This window comes from Pseudoflavonifractor phocaeensis (assembly GCF_021531375.1).
GTDB lineage: Bacteria > Bacillota > Clostridia > Oscillospirales > Oscillospiraceae > Lawsonibacter > Lawsonibacter phocaeensis_B.
This window is the reverse complement of sequence record NZ_JADYTU010000001.1, coordinates 1-17,005: the sequence shown is the minus strand read 5'-3', so window position 1 is coordinate 17,005 and position 17,005 is coordinate 1. Positions and strand designations below refer to the sequence as shown.

At 62.5% G+C, this 17,005-nt stretch carries 17 protein-coding genes; 2 read left to right on the top strand and 15 right to left on the bottom strand.

All coding sequences use genetic code 11. From position 1 onward, the window contains the following. Nucleotides 1-239: 239 nt before the first annotated feature. The 4 genes from I6E39_RS00085 to I6E39_RS00070 form a co-directional block, all read right to left on the bottom strand. On the bottom strand, nucleotides 240-1,343 hold the full coding sequence (locus tag I6E39_RS00085; RefSeq protein ID WP_235379269.1) for a putative glycoside hydrolase: 1,104 nt from the start codon (nucleotides 1,341-1,343) through the stop codon (nucleotides 240-242). Nucleotides 1,344-1,466: 123 nt separating this feature from the next. Then, complete coding sequence (gene ymfI / locus I6E39_RS00080) at nucleotides 1,467-2,201, bottom strand: elongation factor P 5-aminopentanone reductase (protein WP_235379268.1); 735 nt, start codon at nucleotides 2,199-2,201, stop codon at nucleotides 1,467-1,469. Nucleotides 2,202-2,267: 66 nt separating this feature from the next. Beyond that, nucleotides 2,268-2,600 carry a branched-chain amino acid transporter permease gene (locus I6E39_RS00075; RefSeq protein WP_276530262.1) on the bottom strand — a complete coding sequence of 111 codons (333 nt, stop codon included), beginning with the start codon at nucleotides 2,598-2,600 and terminating at the stop codon, nucleotides 2,268-2,270. After that, nucleotides 2,600-3,322, bottom strand: a complete 723-nt coding sequence (locus tag I6E39_RS00070) for an AzlC family ABC transporter permease (protein WP_235379266.1) — start codon at nucleotides 3,320-3,322, stop codon at nucleotides 2,600-2,602. Before I6E39_RS00070 ends, I6E39_RS00075 begins: the two co-directional genes overlap by 1 nt. A 320-nt stretch (nucleotides 3,323-3,642) precedes the next feature. On the opposite strand from I6E39_RS00070, the gene I6E39_RS00065 reads away from it, so the two are divergent. Continuing rightward, a complete protein-coding gene (locus I6E39_RS00065; RefSeq protein WP_235379265.1) occupies nucleotides 3,643-4,536 on the top strand; it encodes a diacylglycerol/lipid kinase family protein in 894 nt (297 codons plus the stop codon). Nucleotides 4,537-4,624: 88 nt separating this feature from the next. Here I6E39_RS00065 and rsfS read toward each other — a convergent pair whose 3' ends face one another. The 11 genes from rsfS to smc form a co-directional block, all read right to left on the bottom strand. Next, nucleotides 4,625-4,990, bottom strand: coding sequence for a ribosome silencing factor (rsfS, locus tag I6E39_RS00060; RefSeq protein ID WP_338127097.1), 366 nt, complete (start codon nucleotides 4,988-4,990; stop codon nucleotides 4,625-4,627). Nucleotides 4,991-5,012: 22 nt separating this feature from the next. Then, complete coding sequence (locus I6E39_RS00055) at nucleotides 5,013-6,614, bottom strand: LCP family protein (protein WP_235379263.1); 1,602 nt, start codon at nucleotides 6,612-6,614, stop codon at nucleotides 5,013-5,015. Then, a complete protein-coding gene (gene nadD / locus I6E39_RS00050) occupies nucleotides 6,611-7,831 on the bottom strand; it encodes a nicotinate (nicotinamide) nucleotide adenylyltransferase (RefSeq protein ID WP_235379262.1) in 1,221 nt (406 codons plus the stop codon). The genes I6E39_RS00055 and nadD overlap by 4 nt, the downstream gene beginning before the upstream one ends. A 342-nt stretch (nucleotides 7,832-8,173) precedes the next feature. Next, entirely contained in the window at nucleotides 8,174-8,500 is a 327-nt protein-coding gene (locus I6E39_RS00045) for a YhbY family RNA-binding protein (protein WP_235379261.1), read from the bottom strand. An 81-nt stretch (nucleotides 8,501-8,581) separates the two neighbouring features. After that, nucleotides 8,582-9,172, bottom strand: a complete 591-nt coding sequence (locus tag I6E39_RS00040; RefSeq protein WP_235379260.1) for an XTP/dITP diphosphatase — start codon at nucleotides 9,170-9,172, stop codon at nucleotides 8,582-8,584. Continuing rightward, entirely contained in the window at nucleotides 9,169-9,459 is a 291-nt protein-coding gene (locus tag I6E39_RS00035) for a hypothetical protein (protein ID WP_235379259.1), read from the bottom strand. Before I6E39_RS00035 ends, I6E39_RS00040 begins: the two co-directional genes overlap by 4 nt. Before the next feature lie 12 nt (nucleotides 9,460-9,471). Beyond that, entirely contained in the window at nucleotides 9,472-10,185 is a 714-nt protein-coding gene (rph, locus tag I6E39_RS00030; protein ID WP_235379258.1) for a ribonuclease PH, read from the bottom strand. A 323-nt stretch (nucleotides 10,186-10,508) separates the two neighbouring features. Further along, nucleotides 10,509-11,378, bottom strand: coding sequence for a signal recognition particle-docking protein FtsY (gene ftsY, locus I6E39_RS00025; RefSeq protein WP_235379257.1), 870 nt, complete (start codon nucleotides 11,376-11,378; stop codon nucleotides 10,509-10,511). A gap of 24 nt (nucleotides 11,379-11,402) precedes the next feature. Next, on the bottom strand, nucleotides 11,403-12,011 hold the full coding sequence (locus I6E39_RS00020) for a hypothetical protein (protein WP_235379256.1): 609 nt from the start codon (nucleotides 12,009-12,011) through the stop codon (nucleotides 11,403-11,405). Then, on the bottom strand, nucleotides 12,008-12,535 hold the full coding sequence (locus I6E39_RS00015; protein WP_235379255.1) for a transposase: 528 nt from the start codon (nucleotides 12,533-12,535) through the stop codon (nucleotides 12,008-12,010). The genes I6E39_RS00020 and I6E39_RS00015 overlap by 4 nt, the downstream gene beginning before the upstream one ends. An 11-nt stretch (nucleotides 12,536-12,546) precedes the next feature. Further along, nucleotides 12,547-16,119, bottom strand: a complete 3,573-nt coding sequence (smc, locus tag I6E39_RS00010) for a chromosome segregation protein SMC (RefSeq protein WP_268842114.1) — start codon at nucleotides 16,117-16,119, stop codon at nucleotides 12,547-12,549. Between the two features lie 279 nt (nucleotides 16,120-16,398). Between smc and I6E39_RS00005 the strand changes: the two genes are divergently transcribed. Continuing rightward, nucleotides 16,399-16,926 (top strand): hypothetical protein, encoded by a 528-nt coding sequence (locus tag I6E39_RS00005; protein WP_235379254.1) that lies wholly within the window; start codon nucleotides 16,399-16,401, stop codon nucleotides 16,924-16,926. Nucleotides 16,927-17,005: the final 79 nt, after the last annotated feature.

Sequence of the window (17,005 nt, the reverse complement as noted above, 5' to 3'; positions counted from 1 at the left end):
TTATTTTATGTGATATATTCGAAAAATGCAAGCTTTATTTTATTAAACTTTCTTACCGTTGACGCTTCTCTTTTTTTACTTTCATTTTAATTATTTATTTTTTCCTGAGACGGCCAATTTTCATTCCCATTTTCGCTTCTTTTAATGAATTTTCCTGCTTTTTCTTTTTCATCCCTCTCATGTCCACGAAAGAAAACAAGTTCTCAGTTGCAAAAAGCACCTGAGAACTTGTTTCAGCTCTATGTCATTTCCTCCAGGACCGCCTGGGGGGCAGCGCTCTCCCCGTCCAGTGCGGGGGCCAGGACCACCAGCCGCTGCTCCGGCTCCGAGAGGCCAGCTTGGGAGAGCAGTTCCACAGTGGCGGGCTCCTGGCCGTCCTCCTCCATCCAAATCCGGTCCACGCCGGACTCCAGCGCTGCGGCCGTCAGGCCGCTTCCGGCCGCCCCGTCCGCCAGAGCATCCCGGTCCGCCCGCAGGGACAGGACCGTGCCATAGGGCTCCAGCCTCTCGCCCAGCTGGCTCAGGAAGCCGGCCATCACCGTCTCGAACCCTCCGTCCGCGAAGGAGCCGTTGGGGACGACGGCCTCCAGATTCCCCCGGCAGGGAAATTGGCAGCACTCCAATAGGATCTCGTCAAAGCCCAGCTGGGCCAGCTCTTCGCACAAGTCCGCCAGATACGTCCGGGCGGCCTGACTGTCCGGATTGAGCCAGCGCAGGCCCAGTTCGTCCCGCCAGTTCCCATAGCCGGCCCGCAGCGCCACCTCGTTGCGCTGGTACGGGAGGGTGTTGTCCCGGAAGCAGCACACCCGGGCCACGGTATAGACCCCTCCTTCATTCCACAGCTGAAGGGCCTCGTTCATCTCTTCGGTCCCCATTGGGACGCCCGACTGGACCGCCAGCTCCTGCCGGAAACGCCAGGCCAGACGGCCCTCCCGGTCCTTCATCTCCAGGATCAGGCTGTTGGCCCCCGCCTCCTCCAGCCGCTGGGCCGCCGTGCCGTCCAGAAGGGCGGACACCGGCAGCTCCACCGCCGCCATAGCCTCTTCGGGGACCGGCTGTTGCTCCTCTGGCTGCTGGTCCTCCGGCTCGTTGTCCTCCGGTTCCTTGGGCCGGACCACCACGCTGACGCTGCCCGGGTCCAGAGGCTCCTGCGTCTCCCGGCGGAAGAAGGGCAGGTCCAGCCGCAGACCGTTGTCTGTGAATACAATATAATCCTGACCCAAAAACAGTCCGCCCAGGACCAGAGCCACCAGCACAGCCAGCACCAGGGCGATCCGCTTCAGCAGGTCATTTGCCGTCCTGCGGCCCCGATAGCCGCTGTACCTGTTTTGGGAGCGACGCATCCCCGTTCTCCTTTCCCATCAATCCTGCCGGGAGCATGCCCCCGGCAGTCCGTCTCATGGCGTTTATTCTTTCCTGATATGATATCAGATATTGTCCTAAAAGCTGATTTATGCCCTGTGCCGTCAAATCACGAAGCCGCCGTCCACCTGCAAGACCTGTCCGGTGATGAAGGATGCCTGGTCCGAGGCCAGGAACACCATGGCTCTGGCCGCCTCCTCCGGGGTCCCGATCCGGCCCAAGGGGGTCTCCTCCCCCAGAGCCGCCAGGTCCTCCGGCGACAGGTGCCCGTTCATTTCGGTGTCGATGACTCCGGGAGCCACGCAGTTCACCCGGACGTGGGAGGGGCCCAGCTCCTTGGCCAGGGCCCGGGTCAGGCCGATGACTCCCGCCTTGGCGGCGGAGTAGGCCGCCTCACAGGAGCCCCCGGTCACTCCCCACATGGAGGACACCGTGATGATGGAGCCCCCCTGACGGCGCACAAAGCCGGGATAGGCCGCCCGGATGGTGTAAAACACCCCGTCCAGATCCACCCCCATCACCTTGCGCCACTGGTCTTCGGTGGTGTCGGTGAGCAGCTGTTGGGGCAGGGCCACCCCGGCGCAGCACACCAGCGCGTCCAGAGGACCCATGGCCTCTGCCGCCTCTACCAGAGCGGCCGCCTGGACCGGGTCGGACACGTCCCCCTCCAGCGCCACCGCCTCCACGCCGGAACAGGCCAGCTCCGCCGCCAGGGACAGGGCCTGCTCCCGGCTGCGGCAATAATTCAGGGCCACGTTCCATCCGGCTGCCCCGAACTGACGGGCCGCCGCCGCTCCGATGCCCCGGGAAGCGCCGGTGATCAACACGTTCTTTGCCACAAGGTCTCTCCTCCTTCCGCCGCCCCGGGACCGTCCGGCCCCCGGGTTTTAAACCAATGTTGAATGTTATCCAAACACGCCCTGGACCAGGACCATATACAGGACCGTGGCCCCAAAGATCGACAGCAGGTCGTTGCCCTTCCACAGGTGGAGGAGCACCGCCGCCCCGCCCGCCAGCAGGGTGGGGACCCATCCTCCCGGCGCGGCAAAGCTGATGCCCTTCAGGCAGTAGACGATGAGCATGGCAATAATGGCCGGAGGCAGGACCTTTCCCAGGTACAGCACCAGTCTGGGAGGGTGGTCCCCCCGGTCAAAGAGCAGGAAGGGCAGGGCCCGGGTCAAAAACGTGACCGCCGCCATGACGGCGATGGACGCGACAGCTTGTCCGGTGGTCAGCATCATGGGGTCACCTCCTGACTCCGCGCCTGTTGGGCGGGACGGGACTCATCCAGTCTGGGCCGCAGCAGGGTCAGCACCAACACGATGATCCCAAGGGCGGGGAGCAGCATATCCTCCGCCCCCACCAGCAGCAGGCTGACCAGCGTGGCCGCTGCCCCCAGCAGGGCCGGCAGATGGCTGCCCGCAGCCTTCCACTGGCCCACGGCAATGACCAGGAACAGGGCGGTCATGGCGAAATCCACGCCCGTGGTGTCAAAGCCCAGGGCCGCTCCGGCCAGCGAACCGATGACGGAGCCCGCGATCCAATAGCAGTGGTCCAGCAGCGCCACGCAGAAATAGAAGTCGTGCTCCTCCACTCCCTCCGGCGGCCGCGCGGAGCTGAGCAGCGCATAGGTCTCGTCCGTCAGGGAAAACATCATATACAGCTTCCGCACGCCCATGCCCCGGAATTTCTCCAGCATGGACAGCCCGTAGACCAGGTGCCGGAAGTTGATCATCAGGGTCAGAAAGGCCACCTGGGGCAGCGGAGCTCCCGTGGCCAGGAGGGACACCCCCAAATACTGGCCCGAGCCGGCGTAAATGGTCAGGCTCATCATGAAGGCCCACACCACGCCGTAGCCCGCCGACTGGAGCATCAGGCCGAAGGCCATCCCGATGGCCAGATACCCCATCAGCACCGGCACTGTGAACGGGAAGGCCGCGGCCAAAGTTTTACGATTCATAGCGCGTTATCCACCTCATTGTACAGCATTTCCCTGTCATTTTACCCGTTTTTCCTCCGGCGTGCAACCCCCTGTTGTCCTTCCGCTCCGGTCCCCTTTCCGGCTTTACGGCCGGCGGACGGCGTTTTTGCCCATTCTGACAACCCCAGGCGTAAAGAAAGGATAAAAATTCACACTTTTCTCCTTGATTTTTCTATTCCTTACCCTATAATAGGCTCTACTGGCTAAACCGCTCCGCGGTGCGGCCGACAGGCGGATCATTCCGGCGGGTCCGCGGATCTGCCCATCTGTTTTCTTGATTGTCTGAAGGAGGCTCATCTTTGAACACCCTGCTTTTTATTTACAACCCCACGGCCGGTAAAGGCCAGGTCTCGGAGGGCCTGCCCCAGATCCTGGACGTGTTTACCAAAGCCGGCTGGCTGGTCACCGCTTACCCCACCCAGGACAAGGGAGACGCCACCCGGGCCGCCCGGGAGCTTGGCCCCCGCTTTGACCGGGTGGTCTGCGCCGGCGGTGACGGCACCCTCAGCGAAACCGTGACCGGCCTGATGGCCCTGGATTCTCCCCCTCTGCTGGGCTACATCCCCTTTGGCTCCACCAACGACTGCGCCACCACCCTGGACCTGCCCAAGGTCCCCGTCCAGGCCGCCGCCATCGCCGCCGGACAGGGCGTCCCCAGGCCCAGCGACATCGGCAAGCTCAACGGAAAGCCCTTTGTCTATGTGGCAGCCTTCGGCGCCTTCACCCAGGTGGCCTACGACACGCCCCAGGATCTGAAAAACACCTTCGGCCACCTGGCCTACATCATGGAAGGCATCGCCTCCCTGCCCACCATCACCCCTTACCACTTGAAGGTGGAGTACGACGGTCACGTCCTGGAGGACGACTTCTACTTCGGCATGGTGAGCAACGCCTTTTCCATCGGCGGCATCCGCCTGCCCAAAAGCGAGCATGTGGTGCTGGACGACGGCCTGTTCGAGGTGGATCTGATCAAAAAGCCCGTCAGCATCGCCGACGTGGCCAACGGCTTCCAGACCCTGCTGGACCAGACCCCCATGAGCGCCGGGGCCCGGGTCCACTTTCAGGCCTCCCACCTGATCTTCACCTGCGACAAGCCCATTCCCTGGACCATCGACGGGGAATACGGCGGCAACCTGCCTGTCAACGAAGTGATGAACTGTCAAAAAGCCCTGACCATTATCCGGGGAAAATAAAACCAAAAAAGGCCGTCCCGGCATTCCGCCGGGACGGCCTTTTTCTTTACCTGTTCTCTCTATTCTCTCCCAAGGGGCAGTTCTGGGATCAGTCGGGCTTCAGCACCTGGGCGAGGTCCACCTCCTGGGCGTCGCTCCACAGCCGCTCCAGGTCATAGAACTTCCGGGCCTCGTCGGTGAACACATGGACCACCACGCAGGAGAAGTCCATGAGCAGCCAGGTGCCGCCCCGGTGGCCCTCGATGTGGTGGGCCTGTTCTCCCTGCTTCTCCATCGCCTCCTCGCAGGCGTCGGACATGGCCTTGATCTGGGTGTTGGAGGTGGCGGTGCACAGCACGAAATAGTCGGCCAGAGTGGTCAGTTCCTCCGTCTTCAGTACCTTGATGTCCTGTCCCTTTTTACTGTCCAGGGCCTTGGCCAGCTGGATCGCCATTTCATAAGAAGTCAAATCCATTTTCTCCTTTCTTTCTGCCGGATCACGCCGCCAGTTCCCCGGAACCGGAGGGGGCCGGGAACACTGTCACCGGATTGTTGTCGCTCGCCGCGGCTCCCACGTCCTGGGAGCCGCCGCTGCCGGGGTCGGGCAATACCAAATCGGGGTCGATAGCCCCGGGATTCTCGCCGCTCTTGGAGGGCTCGCCCTCAGAGGAGCTGCCCTCCCCGCCCTGGGAGGGTTCGCTTCCGCCGCCCTCCGGGGCCTGGCTGCCGTCGGGAGGCGTCTGGGGCGTGTCGGAGCTGTCGGGGGGCTTCTCCTCTTCCCCACTCTGGGAACCGCCGGACTGGCCGGGTTCCTCCGTCTCGCCCTGGCTGACGTCGCCGGGATCTATGGGCTCGATGGGCTCATCCGGTTCCTCGTCCTCCTTCGGCGTGCTCTGGGTGCTGCTGGATTGGGCCTGACCCATCCGTTCGTCCGCCAGAGTGCCGTTGGTCACGCCGAAGGAGCCGTTGCTCTTTCGGTATACCAACTGAAGATCACTGGCTTCAATGTCGCGCAGATAGGGGTTCATCCCGTCGTTGAGAAGGGTCAGCAGCTCCGTCTCGTCCAGCGTGATCAAAGCGGCTCCCCGGTACATAAAGGAGGCTCCGATGGGCGCCGTGACAAAGGACACGTCCTCATCGGGATTCATGCCGTAGGCCTGCTCCGCGAAGCCCAGGATATTGCCCACCGTCAGATCGGTGGTCACGTTCTTGGCGAAGATCTCCGCCAGGGCGGGGATCTTCAGGAAGGTGGCGGGCTGGAGGCACTTTTTAGCCACCGCCTTCAGGAAGTCCTGCTGGATCTTCAGCCGTCCCACGTCGCCGGCGGAGTGGCTGCCGTCGTTGTTCTTCCGGTGGCGGATGACCTGCATGGCGTCGTCTCCGTTGAGCAGCCGCAGCCCCGCCTTCTGGTGGATGTGCAGGTCCTGGTAGGGGTCGTCATAGTCCATATCAAAGGGGACCTCGAATTCCACCCCGCCCAGGGCGTCTACCAGCTCTCCAATGGCCTCCCACTCCACGATCACATAGTAGTCGGGGGTGATGCCGGTGAGGTTGGCCACCTCTTTTTTCAGCGCGGCCATGCCCTTCTCCACCTGGGTATCCTTGTCCTTGCCCTTGTTATAGCTGTACACCGCGTTGAGCCGCTTGCTGGTGGTGCTCACGTTGATCATGGTGTCCCGGGGCAGGTTCAGGCCATGGATGGTCTTTTCCTTCGTGTCATAGGTCAGCAGCAGCATGGTGTCCGTGGACCCGCTGGCCACGTCCTTGCCCACCAGCAGGAAGGTGTACACCCCGTCCTTTCTTCCGCTCTGAACGATATCCGGGACGTCCGCGTCCTCAAAGGACATATCTCCCGCGCTGTTCCCTCCGGCCTGGTCCTGACCGGGCAGGTCCGGCATTCTGATCCAGGACCGCAGGAAGAAAAACCCCACGATGATGATCAGGGCGATGATGGTGGCCGTCTCCAGCACACGGTACCGGATCAGCTGGCCCCTGGTCAGCCCGGCCAGCCACGCCTTGTACTGGCCCCAGTACCGGGCCAGGGGAGAGGAATGTCCGCCGGCCTCCCGTTTTCCTCTTTTTCTGCTTTGATCGCTCATTTATCTGATCCCTCTGTTACGCTCACCCCGTGACTGCGCAGCCAGTCCCGGGCCATCAATGTCTTTTTGTGGATGGGCAGCTTCCGCTCCTCCATCTCCTGAATGGTGGTCTCCACCCCCAGCAGCAGGGCCTTGTCGATGTCCTCATAAGCCAGGGCCCGCAGGCGCTCCACCCCGTCGAAATCCCGGTTGGGCTCTATGTAGTCGGCCAGGTAGAGGATCTTTTCCAGCACCGTCATGTTCTCCTTGGCGGTGGTGTGCCAGAAGATGGCGTCATACACCTCATCAGGTTCTCCAAAAACCGCCCGGGCAATACACGCCCCGGTCTTGGAATGGAGCAGCTTCACGGCCCGCTGCTCCAGCTCGTCCAGCTCCACCCCGTATTGCTCGCACAGGGCCAGCTGGGGCTCCAGCTCCAGGTACTTGGTACAGTCATGGAGGATGGCGGCCCGGCGGGCCAGCGTCTCGTCCGCGCCCCAGCGCCGGGCCAGACGGACGGCCTCCTCCTCGGTGCCCATGATGTGGGGCACCCGCTTCTGTCTCACCATGGAGTAGGAGCAGGCCCGCAGCTCGGGCAGGTCAAGGTGCTTCAGGTCGGCGCGGGTGCCGTAGAGGCCGTTCATCAAAATGTGGCCGTAGACGGCGGGCAGCAGGTATTCGCCCCCCCGGTCCTCAGCCAGCAGCGCTCTGAGCCGGGTGGAGGAGACATCCACCAGACCGTCCAGAGTCATGGTCTCCACCTTGGCCCCAAAGGTCCGGGTCAGATACTCCCGCTGGGCCGCGAAGACCGCTTCCCCGTCCTGTTCTGTCCGCCCGAAGGCGCACACCGAGGCCAGCTCCAGAATGCGCTCCGGCTCATGCCACTGGTGGAGGCTGAGGAACATGTCGGTACCCATGAGCAGCCACAGCTCCGCCTCCGGATACCGGGCGTGGAGCTGCGCCAGGGTGTCCGAGGTGTAGCTCTTCCCCTCCCGCTCCAGTTCCAGGTCAGAGACCTCCACCACCTGGGGCATTCTCATGGCGTCGGCCATTTTCTCCACCATGGCCAGCCGCTCCTGGGCAGGCGGCGTTCCCTGGGGGAGCTCCTTGTGGGGCGGGATGGCCGCCGGGATGAGCAGCAGTTTGTCCAGGCCCAGCTTTTCCACCGCCGTCCGGGCCGCCGCCAGATGCCCCAAGTGGGGCGGATTAAAGGTCCCGCCGTAGATTCCAATTTTCATACAGGCACCACCTTTTTCGTTTGATCTATCAAATGAGGTAAATTTTAGTTTATGGATGTATTATGGGGCGTCGGGGACGCCCCGCCCGTAGGGCGGCCCCTTGGGGCCGCCGCCAAAATGGCAGCCGTCGGACGGCGGGGGACGATTCCCCCCGTCGGGGGGAAATGGCCGAAGGCCAAAGGAGGTAGGGACGCTGTCAGCCGAAGGCTGACTGAGGGTTTTCTTTCTATATTTTAAAGCATTTCTTTTCCTGAAGGAAAAATCCCCCGGCCCTTCGGGCCACCCCCTTTTGCGAAAGGGGGCTTTATACGCACTCCTTCAACTGAACACATAAACTAAAATTTACCCCTCTTTTTTCTTCTTATCGGCCACCAGCACGATCTTGTCCTTTTTGTCCTTGTTATGGCTTGGACGATACAAAACGAATTTTGTTCCGATGACCTGGACCACTTCGCTGCGGGTCAGGGGCGCCAGGGCCTCGGCGGCCTCCCGGGGGGAGAGCATGGAGTTCTCCAGCACCCGGCCCTTGATGAGCTCCCGGGCCTCCAGGGCGTCGTTGGCCTGCTTCACCAGGTTATCCCCAATGCCGTCCTTGCCCACGATCAAAATGGTGTCGATGGTATTGGCCAGGCCCCGAAGCTGGGCCCGCTGTTTGCTTGTCAGTTCCATGTTATCCGGCGGGGCAAGTCCCCGCTCTACCTCCTATATTCTATCATATTGAAACCCAGGTTTTCCATTGCCGCGCCCGCGTCATTTCAAATATTCCTTCAGCTTGACCTGAAAGGCCTCCAGGGCCTTGCCCCGGTGGGAGATGGCGTTTTTCTCCTCCGCCGTCAGCTGGGCGAAGGTCTTTTTCAGCTGGGGCACGAAAAACACCGGGTCATAGCCGAAGCCGCCCTCCCCCATGGGGGCGAAGGCGATGGTGCCGGGGCACTCCCCCCGGGCGGAGATCACGTCCCCGTTGGGGAAGCAGCAGGTGATGACGGACACGAATTTAGCCGTCCGGGGCATCTGGCCCCGCATATTCTCCAGCAGCAGCTTATACCGGCCGGTGTCGTCCAGCCCCTCGCCGCCGTACCGGGCGGAATAGACCCCCGGGGCGCCCCCCAGGCAGTCCACGCACAGACCGGAGTCGTCGGCCACGGCGGGCAGGCCGCTGGCCTCCATGACGGCCTTGGCTTTCAAAAGGGAATTTTCCTCAAAGGTAGTCCCAGTCTCCTCCACCTCCACGTCCACACCGGCCTCCGCCTCGGAGCAGACCTGGATCCCCAGCTGGGACAGGATATCGTTCAGTTCCGCCAGCTTCTTTTTATTCTTGCTGGCCAGCACCAATTTTGTCATCCGACACACTCCTTTTCTTCCGCCAGACGGTCCAGTCTGCGGTTCCGGCAGGTCAGCAGGATGTCCGTGGTCACCATCAGCAGGTCCAGCACATAGACGGCCACCACATAGGTCACGTTCCCCGCCACGAATTTCCCCGCGATACCAAAGAGGTATCCGATCACGATGCAGATCTCAAACTGCAGGCTCTTGCCCTTCGCCGTCCGGGAGCGCAGGGATTTGGTAATATTGAAGGGCCAGGACAGGCCGAAGCAGATCAGCATGATGGTCTCAAATATCTGTGCCACAGCCGCGCCTCCTCAGCCCAGAACGCTCTTCTGGATGGCCTGGACCTCCCGGATGCCCTTGGCGCACAGGTCCACCAGCTTCCGCTGCTCCTCAACGGTGAAGGCCCGGCCCTCGCCGGTGCCCTGGAGCTCCACCAGTTCCCCTTCCCCGGTCATGACGCAGTTCAGGTCCACCTGGGCGGCGGAATCCTCCTCATAGCACAGGTCCAGCAGCAGCCGGTCATCCACGATGCCCGCCGAGATGGCGGCCACGCAGGTCTTCAAAGGCATCTCGGGGATCAGCCCCTGCTCCACCAGCTTGCGGCAGGCCAGAGCCAGGGCCACATAGCCGCCGGTGACGCTGGCGGTGCGGGTACCGCCGTCTCCCTGGAGCACGTCGCAGTCCACGGTGATGGTCCGCTCCCCCAGCTTCTCCATGTCCACGCAGGCCCGGAGGGCCCGGCCGATGAGCCGCTGGATCTCGGCGGAGCGGGGGGACAGCTTCAGCTTGGCGATGTCCCGCTTGGAGCGCTCCCGGTTGGCCCGGGGGAGCATGGAGTACTCGGCGGTGACCCAGCCCTCCCCTTCGGGGACGTGGGGCGGGGTGCGCTCCTCCACGCTGGCGCAGCACAGCACATGGGTGTTGCCGCAGCGGATGAGGCAGGAGCCCTCCGCGAACTTGTTGATATTGGGAATGATCTCGATGGGCCGCAGCTCATCGTTTTTTCTTCCGTCGATACGGGACATGAAAAACTTCCTCTCTCTTTTTATTGTATCACAGTTTTGTGTCTCAATCTTAGCCAAGATGTAAATTTCACCCCGGGGTACGGGTCCGCCTTCTCCGCGTTCCAAAGAAAAACTTTTTTCCCTCTCTCCCGGGCCACAGGGCCCACTATGACTATAACAGTGACAATCACAGTTCACTATAACACTAACACTTACTGTCTCTATTACTGTTCCTGTTACTATTACTATTACGTAACCCTTAATTGCACGGTTTCATACCACAGTTTTGGCCTGCGCTCAGGACATTGAGGGGCTTTCCTCCCCCATGGCCGGCACCCCCGGCCTCAGATCAGCGCCTGGGCAAACTCAGCGGCGTCAAAGGGCTTCAGATCGTCGATGCCCTCGCCCACCCCGGCGTACTTCACGGGGACGCCCAGCTCCTTAGCGATGGCGATGGCGATGCCGCCCTTGGCGGTGCCGTCCAGCTTGGTCAGGACAATGCCGGTAATGCCGGCGGCCTCCTTGAACTGCTTGGCCTGGATCAGGCCGTTCTGGCCGGTGGTGGCGTCCAGCACCAGCAGGGTCTCCCGGGCACAGCCGGGCAGTTCCCGGTCGATGACCCGGCTGATCTTGTTCAGCTCGTTCATCAGGTTCTGCTTGTTGTGCAGCCGTCCGGCTGTGTCCACCAGCACCACGTCGGTCTTCCGGGCCTTGGCGGCGGAGGTGGCGTCAAAGACCACGGCGGCGGGGTCGGCCCCCTCGTGCTGCTTGATGATGTCCACTCCGGCCCGGTCGGCCCAGATGGTCAGCTGCTCGGCGGCGGCGGCCCGGAAGGTGTCGGCGGCGCAGAAGAGGACCTTCTTGCCGCTGTGCTTCAGCTGGGCGCCGATCTTGCCGATGGTGGTGGTCTTGCCCACGCCGTTCACCCCGATGAACAGAAGCACAGAGGGCTTGGTGGACAGGTCCAGCCCCTGCTCTCCGGCCTCCAGAGCCTCGGCGATGACCCGGACCATGCAGGAGCGGGCCTCCTCCACGGTCTTGACGCCCTCGGCGCGTACCCGGCGGCGCAGCTCCTCCACCAGCTCCAGGGTCACGTCCATGCCGGTGTCCGCCAGGATCAGGGACTCCTCCAGCTCGTCGTAGAAGTCGTCGGTCAGCTCCGAGCCGAAGCTGGCGAAAATATTGATCTTTTTCAGTTTGTCAAAAAAACCCATGGTCTTGTTCCTTTCCCTTTTCAGTCAATGTCGCGGCCGATATACAGTTCCTCGGTGGAGTATAGCTTGCCCCCCCTTGGAGGCCAGCTTGGATACGGTTTTCTCCCGGCCATCCAGGATAACTTTGATCCGGACGCCCCGCCACCCCTGGGAATAGGTCTGGAAGCTAAACAGCTGCTCCTCCGGCGCCACTTCCGCCCCGTCCTCCGGAGTTCTGAAGCGCAGGACCAGGGAGAGTTCCCCGTCCTCGTCTTTCTCCTCGGAGGCGGTCACGTCGGCGGCGGAGAGGGTACGGTCCTGCCCCGGGAGGTAAAGGAGGTATTCGTCGGTGTCAACGCGGTAGAGCCAGAAGGCGCTGTGTTCCGGATCGCCGGCCCATTCCCGGGCGCTGTCCAGCCAGTGCTGAACATCCTGTTCCTGGCGCTCCTCCTGGTCAAGCAGACGCGCTCCATAGGCGGAGGTCTGGCCCTTCTCATCCGTCAGTACGGTGTAGCGGCTGGCCTCCTCCTTGGGAAGCATGGCTCCCAGTCCGGCGAAGATCAGCTTGATCCCTACGAACAGTACAACGATCAGGGCGATCAGGCCCAGGATGACCAGGGTTTGGTTTTTATTTTTGTTTTCTGCTTCGTTCAAGGGGCACCTCCCGCGTTTTCCGCGTAATATTCATCCTCGCCCCACCGGGCGGGGTTTTGGTCGATGTATTGCCAGATTTCCAAGTAGTCCCGTTCATTTCGTATTATGTGCTCATAATACCCTCTTTGCCAAACCCGTCTTGCAAAGGGCGGCAATATACCGGATTTTACCGCCCGGATATAGGCATTGGTCGTCATGGTCTTATACCAATCTAACATTTCTTGTAGGGGCGGCCCCATGTGGCCGCCCGTTTCCTGTTGGGACGCGATCCGCAGAATCAAATGGACATGATTGGGCATGACCACATATTTTTCCAAGCATACGCCCGGGTATTTACCCGGCAGTTTTTCCAGCCATTCTTCGGCAATCTCCCGCGCGGGATTCGGGCGGCCACATGGGGCCGCCCCTACGGGAAAGGGAAAGAGGCATTGCCGTCCCTGGGTACAAATCGTAATAAAATATGCCCCTGGACTGCTGTAATCGTATTCTTTCAGCCGGACACGCTTTCGTACCGGAAGTTCCATCGTATGTTCTCCTACCGGATATTCAGTTCCTTCTCCACATCATTCAGGTTGATGGTCAGCATTCTTGACACGCCCTGTTCCTGCATGGTGACGCCGTAGAGGACGTCGGCTTCCTCCATGGTGCCCCGGCGGTGGGTGATGACGATGAACTGGGTCTTTTCCGCCATGCTCCGCATATACCGGGCGAAGCGGACCACGTTGTTGTCGTCCAGGGCGGCTTCGATCTCGTCCATGACCACGAAGGGAGTGGGGCGGACCTTCAAAATGGCGAAGTACAGGGCGATGGCCACAAAGGCCTTCTCGCCGCCGGACAGCAGGGAAATGATCTTCAAAGCCTTGCCCGGGGGCTGGACCTTGATCTCGATGCCGCAGTTCAGGATATCGTTGGGGTCCTCCAGCTCCAGGGTGGCCTTTCCGCCTCCGAACAGCTCCAGGAAGGTCTGGCCGAAGGCCTCGTTGATAGTCTGGAACTCCCGGGCGAAGATGGTCTTCATCTCGCCGGTGATGTTGGCGATGATCTCCTCCAGCTCCTTCTTGGCCCGGTCCACGTCGTCCCGCTGGTCAGTAAGGTAGGTATACCGCTCGTTGACCCGCTGGAACTCCTCGATGGCCCCCACGTTCACATGGCCAAGGGCGGAGATGCCCCGCTTCAGCTCTCCGATGCGCCGGCCGGCCTTCTGGACCGACTCGATCTCCACCCGCTGCTGCTTGGCGGCCTCGTGGGACAGCTCGTAGTTTTCCCACAGCTTATCCAGCAGCTGCTTTTCCTCCATGGACGCGGACACCTTCTTCTGCTCCAGCCGGGAGACCTCGCCCCCGATGCGCAGCAGCTCCTCGTTCCGGCTCTGGCTCTCTCTGGCGGCCCTGGTACGCAGGCCCTCCAGCTCCAGCTTCTCCCGGTTCAGCTGTGCAACGGCGTCGGAGCGGTCCCGGTTCTCCGCCTGGATGGCGGCCAGCTGCGCCTCCTTCTCCCCGATGGTCCGGGCAAAGTCCGCGTTTTCGGCCTGGTAGTCCGCCATGCGGGCCTGGCTCTGGTCCCGGTCCCCGGCGATGCTGGCCTTCAATTCCTCCAGCTCGCTCAGGCCGGACCGGATGGTCTCCCGCTCTGCCTCCAGCGCGGCCAGGGCGGCGTTGACCTCGGCCACCTCCCGGGCGATGCGGGCGGACCGCTCCTGCAGGTCGGTCTGGCCTCTGGCCTTGCCCTCCGCCTCGCTTTTCAGGGCGGCGGCGGCCCCCTCCAGTTCCCGGATGCGTTCCCGGGCGCTCTGGGTGTCTTTCTCGATCTGGGCGGAGCGGCCCTTCAGCTGCTCCAACTCGGCCCGCTGGCCCTCCTGCTGGCGCTCCAGATCGGCGGCCACACTGCGGCAATGGGACAGCAGGGCTTCGGCCTTCAAAATGGCGTCCTCCCACATCCGCAGCTGTCCCTGGGCGGTCTCCAGCTCATAGCGGGCGGCGGTGGACTCCCGCTCCGCCTCGGCCAGGGCCCGGGCGGCCTCCGCCCCCTGGTCCCGGACGCCCACGATCTGCTGATTGAGCCGCTCCAGCTCGTTGGCCCGGCTCAGGATGCCGGCGCTGCGGCTGGCGGAGCCGCCGGTCATGGAGCCGCCGGGGTTGAGCACCTGGCCGTCCAGCGTGACGATGCGGAATTTATAGCTGTACTTCCGGGCGGCGGCGATGGCGGAGTCCAGGTCCTCCATAACGGCCACACGGCCCAAAAGGTTGGAAAATACGTTTTGATATCTGGGGTCGAAGGAGATCAGCTGATCCCCCACTCCCACAAAGCCGGGCTCCCGCCGGAGGCTGGCTCCCTCCCGCAGCTCGCCCGGGCGGATGGAGCTGATGGGCAGGATGGTGGCGCGCCCCCCGTCCCGGCGCTTCAGATAGTTGATGACGGCTTTGCCGTCCTCCTCCCGGTCCACCACGATGTTCTGCATGGCCCCGCCCAGGGCGGTCTCAATTGCCACGGTGTACCGGTCGGGCACCTTCAGCAGGTCGGCCACCGGGCCGTGGATGTTTTTCAGCGTCCCCCGCTGGGCCTCTCCCATGACCAGCTTCACCGCCTTGGAGTAGCCCTCGTGGACCTTCTCCATCTCGGAGAGCAGCTTGATCCGGGAGGCCAGGGCATTCTCCTCCATTTGCAGCTTCACCTGGCGGTCCTTCATCTGCTCCGCCCTTTTCCGGCGGGATTCGGCCCGGAGGCTGTAGCCGTTGATGACGTTTTGAGCGGCGTCCCGCTCCTCCACGGCGTTATCGTACTGCTTCTTGGCGGCGCGGACCTCCTGTTTCGCCTGGTCCAGGCGCTCCTCCAGTTCATGGGCCTCCCGGCGGACGGTCTCGTCCCGGTCCAGCACCTCCTGGGCGGCGGCGGCCAGGGCGGACAGCAGGGCCTTGGCCTCGGCGGCGTCGGCGGAGCTCAGATTCTCCCGCTGCCGCAGCTCCTCCAGCTCCCGGGCCAGGGTGCCCGCCGAGCGGGCGGCCTCCTCCGCCTGGCCGCTCTTGGCGGCCAGCTCCTCCCGGGACCCCTTCAGCTGTCCCTCGATCTCCTCCAGCCGCCGGCGGCGCTGGTCGATCTGGGCGGCCAGGGAGTCCTCCCGGCCCTCCTGCTGCTCCAGATCGCTCTTCAGCCGCTGGGCGGACTCCAGATTGTGCTGGATGTTGCTTTTCAGCACGGCGATGGCCGACTCCAGCTCCTTGGCGGCCGCCTCCCGGCCCTGCATCTCAAACCGGAGCCGGTCCGCCTCCACGTCCTTCTCCCGCATTTCCTCCGAGTAGCGCTCGGCGGCGGCATAGGCCTTCTCCTGGGCGGTCCTGGCTTCGGCCTGCTGGCGGGCGGCCTCCTGGTAGTCGGCCTCCACCTTGATGGCGTTGGCCCGGATCCGCTCCAGACTGTCCAGCCAGACGGAGATCTCCAGTCCCCGCAGCTCGTCCCGGAGGACCAGGTACTTTTGGGCCTTCTCGCTCTGCTCCCGCAGGGGCTCCACCTGGAGCTCCAGCTCGGCGATCTTGTCGTTGACCCGCACCAGATTCTCGTCGGTGCGCTCCAGCTTCCGCTCGGCCTCCTCCTTCCGGTGGCGGTAGCGGGAGATGCCGGCGGCCTCCTCAAAGACCTCCCGGCGGTCGGAGGACTTGACGGACAAAATTTCGTCGATCTTGCCCTGGCCGATGATGGAGTAGCCCTCCCGGCCCAGGCCCGTGTCCATGAACAGCTCATTGACGTCCTTCAGCCGGACGGAACGGCGGTTGATATAGTACTCGCTCTCGCCGGAGCGGTAGTACCGCCGGGTGACCATCACCTCGGACTCCTCCATGTCGAAGATATGAGAGGTGTTGTCCAGCACCAGAGATACCTCGGCGTAGCCCGTCTGCTTGCGCTTGGCGGTGCCGCCGAAGATCACGTCCTCCATCTTGCCGCCCCGGAGGGCCCGGGTGGACTGCTCCCCCATAACCCAGCGGATGGCGTCGGAGATATTGGATTTGCCGGACCCGTTGGGCCCCACGATGGCGGTGATATCCTCGGCGAAGGTCAGCACCGTCTTGTCCGGGAAGGATTTGAAGCCCTGGATCTCCAATGCTTTTAAGTACAAAAGCCACACCTCATATCTGACGCAGGATGTCAATTGGTTCCGCCCGCCGGTCCCCGGAGGCGGAGACATACTCATAGATGTTATATTATAGCAAAATACCCCGGGGATTGCAATTGAAAGGCCGGCAAAAGTGCGCCGAAAAAAAGCCGGTTCCTCCGGTATTTTTTCGTTTCCTCCATCCGGACCATAAATTTTAGGAAAATCTTAATCTTGTCTTCAGGAGGATTTTGGATTGGATTGATATCATAGTATCATTCCAAGGCAGAGGAGGTCCACAGCATGGAGGAACGAACTGTCTACATCCTGCTCACCCGGTCGGGGACCTGGTTCTCCCGGCTGATCCATCTGGCCACCCAGGACCGCTATACCCACGCCTCCATCGGACTGGATGGACCCACCGGTCCCTTTTACAGCTTTGGCAGAAAGTATGAGCATTTCGCCCTGCCCGCCGGTCTGGTGGAGGAGCAGGTCACCCTTCGGCGGCGCACCGTCCCCTGCTGCCTCTACGAGCTGAAAGTGAGCCAGGAGACCTACTTCCGTCTGCGCCGGCAGCTGAACTGCATGTATGCCCGGCGGGAGGAATACGGCTATAACCTGCTGGGCACCCTGGCCTGCTATTTTAACCTGCCGCTCCGCCGCCGGCACCACTACTTCTGCTCCCAGTTCGTGGCCGGCCTGCTGGAGGATTGCGGAGCGTTGGAGCTGCCCAAGCCCCCCGCCCTCCTTCGCCCCGCCGACTTCTGCCAGGTGGCGGGGCTGCGGACGGTCCATCAGGGGCCGTTGGAGGGGATTTTGGTTCAGGCATGATTTTTGATAAATTTTAGTTTATCGTTTCATGTAGGGCGAGGGCTTGGTAGGGCGGGGGCTTATCCCTCCCCCTTTTGGC

Bases quoted from the DNA above. Each gene is read 5' to 3' on its own strand.
- I6E39_RS00085 (WP_235379269.1), bottom strand. From the start codon at position 1,343: ATGCGTCGCTCCCAAAACAGGTACAGCGGCTATCGGGGCCGCAGGACG.
- I6E39_RS00075 (WP_276530262.1), bottom strand. From the start codon at position 2,600: ATGCTGACCACCGGACAAGCTGTCGCGTCCATCGCCGTCATGGCGGCG.
- I6E39_RS00070 (WP_235379266.1), bottom strand. From the start codon at position 3,322: ATGAATCGTAAAACTTTGGCCGCGGCCTTCCCGTTCACAGTGCCGGTG.
- rsfS (WP_338127097.1), bottom strand. From the start codon at position 4,990: ATGGATTTGACTTCTTATGAAATGGCGATCCAGCTGGCCAAGGCCCTG.
- I6E39_RS00055 (WP_235379263.1), bottom strand. From the start codon at position 6,614: ATGAGCGATCAAAGCAGAAAAAGAGGAAAACGGGAGGCCGGCGGACAT.
- nadD (WP_235379262.1), bottom strand. From the start codon at position 7,831: ATGAAAATTGGAATCTACGGCGGGACCTTTAATCCGCCCCACTTGGGG.
- I6E39_RS00045 (WP_235379261.1), bottom strand. From the start codon at position 8,500: ATGGAACTGACAAGCAAACAGCGGGCCCAGCTTCGGGGCCTGGCCAAT.
- I6E39_RS00040 (WP_235379260.1), bottom strand. From the start codon at position 9,172: ATGACAAAATTGGTGCTGGCCAGCAAGAATAAAAAGAAGCTGGCGGAA.
- rph (WP_235379258.1), bottom strand. From the start codon at position 10,185: ATGTCCCGTATCGACGGAAGAAAAAACGATGAGCTGCGGCCCATCGAG.
- ftsY (WP_235379257.1), bottom strand. From the start codon at position 11,378: ATGGGTTTTTTTGACAAACTGAAAAAGATCAATATTTTCGCCAGCTTC.
- I6E39_RS00015 (WP_235379255.1), bottom strand. From the start codon at position 12,535: ATGGAACTTCCGGTACGAAAGCGTGTCCGGCTGAAAGAATACGATTAC.
- I6E39_RS00005 (WP_235379254.1), top strand. From the start codon at position 16,399: ATGGAGGAACGAACTGTCTACATCCTGCTCACCCGGTCGGGGACCTGG.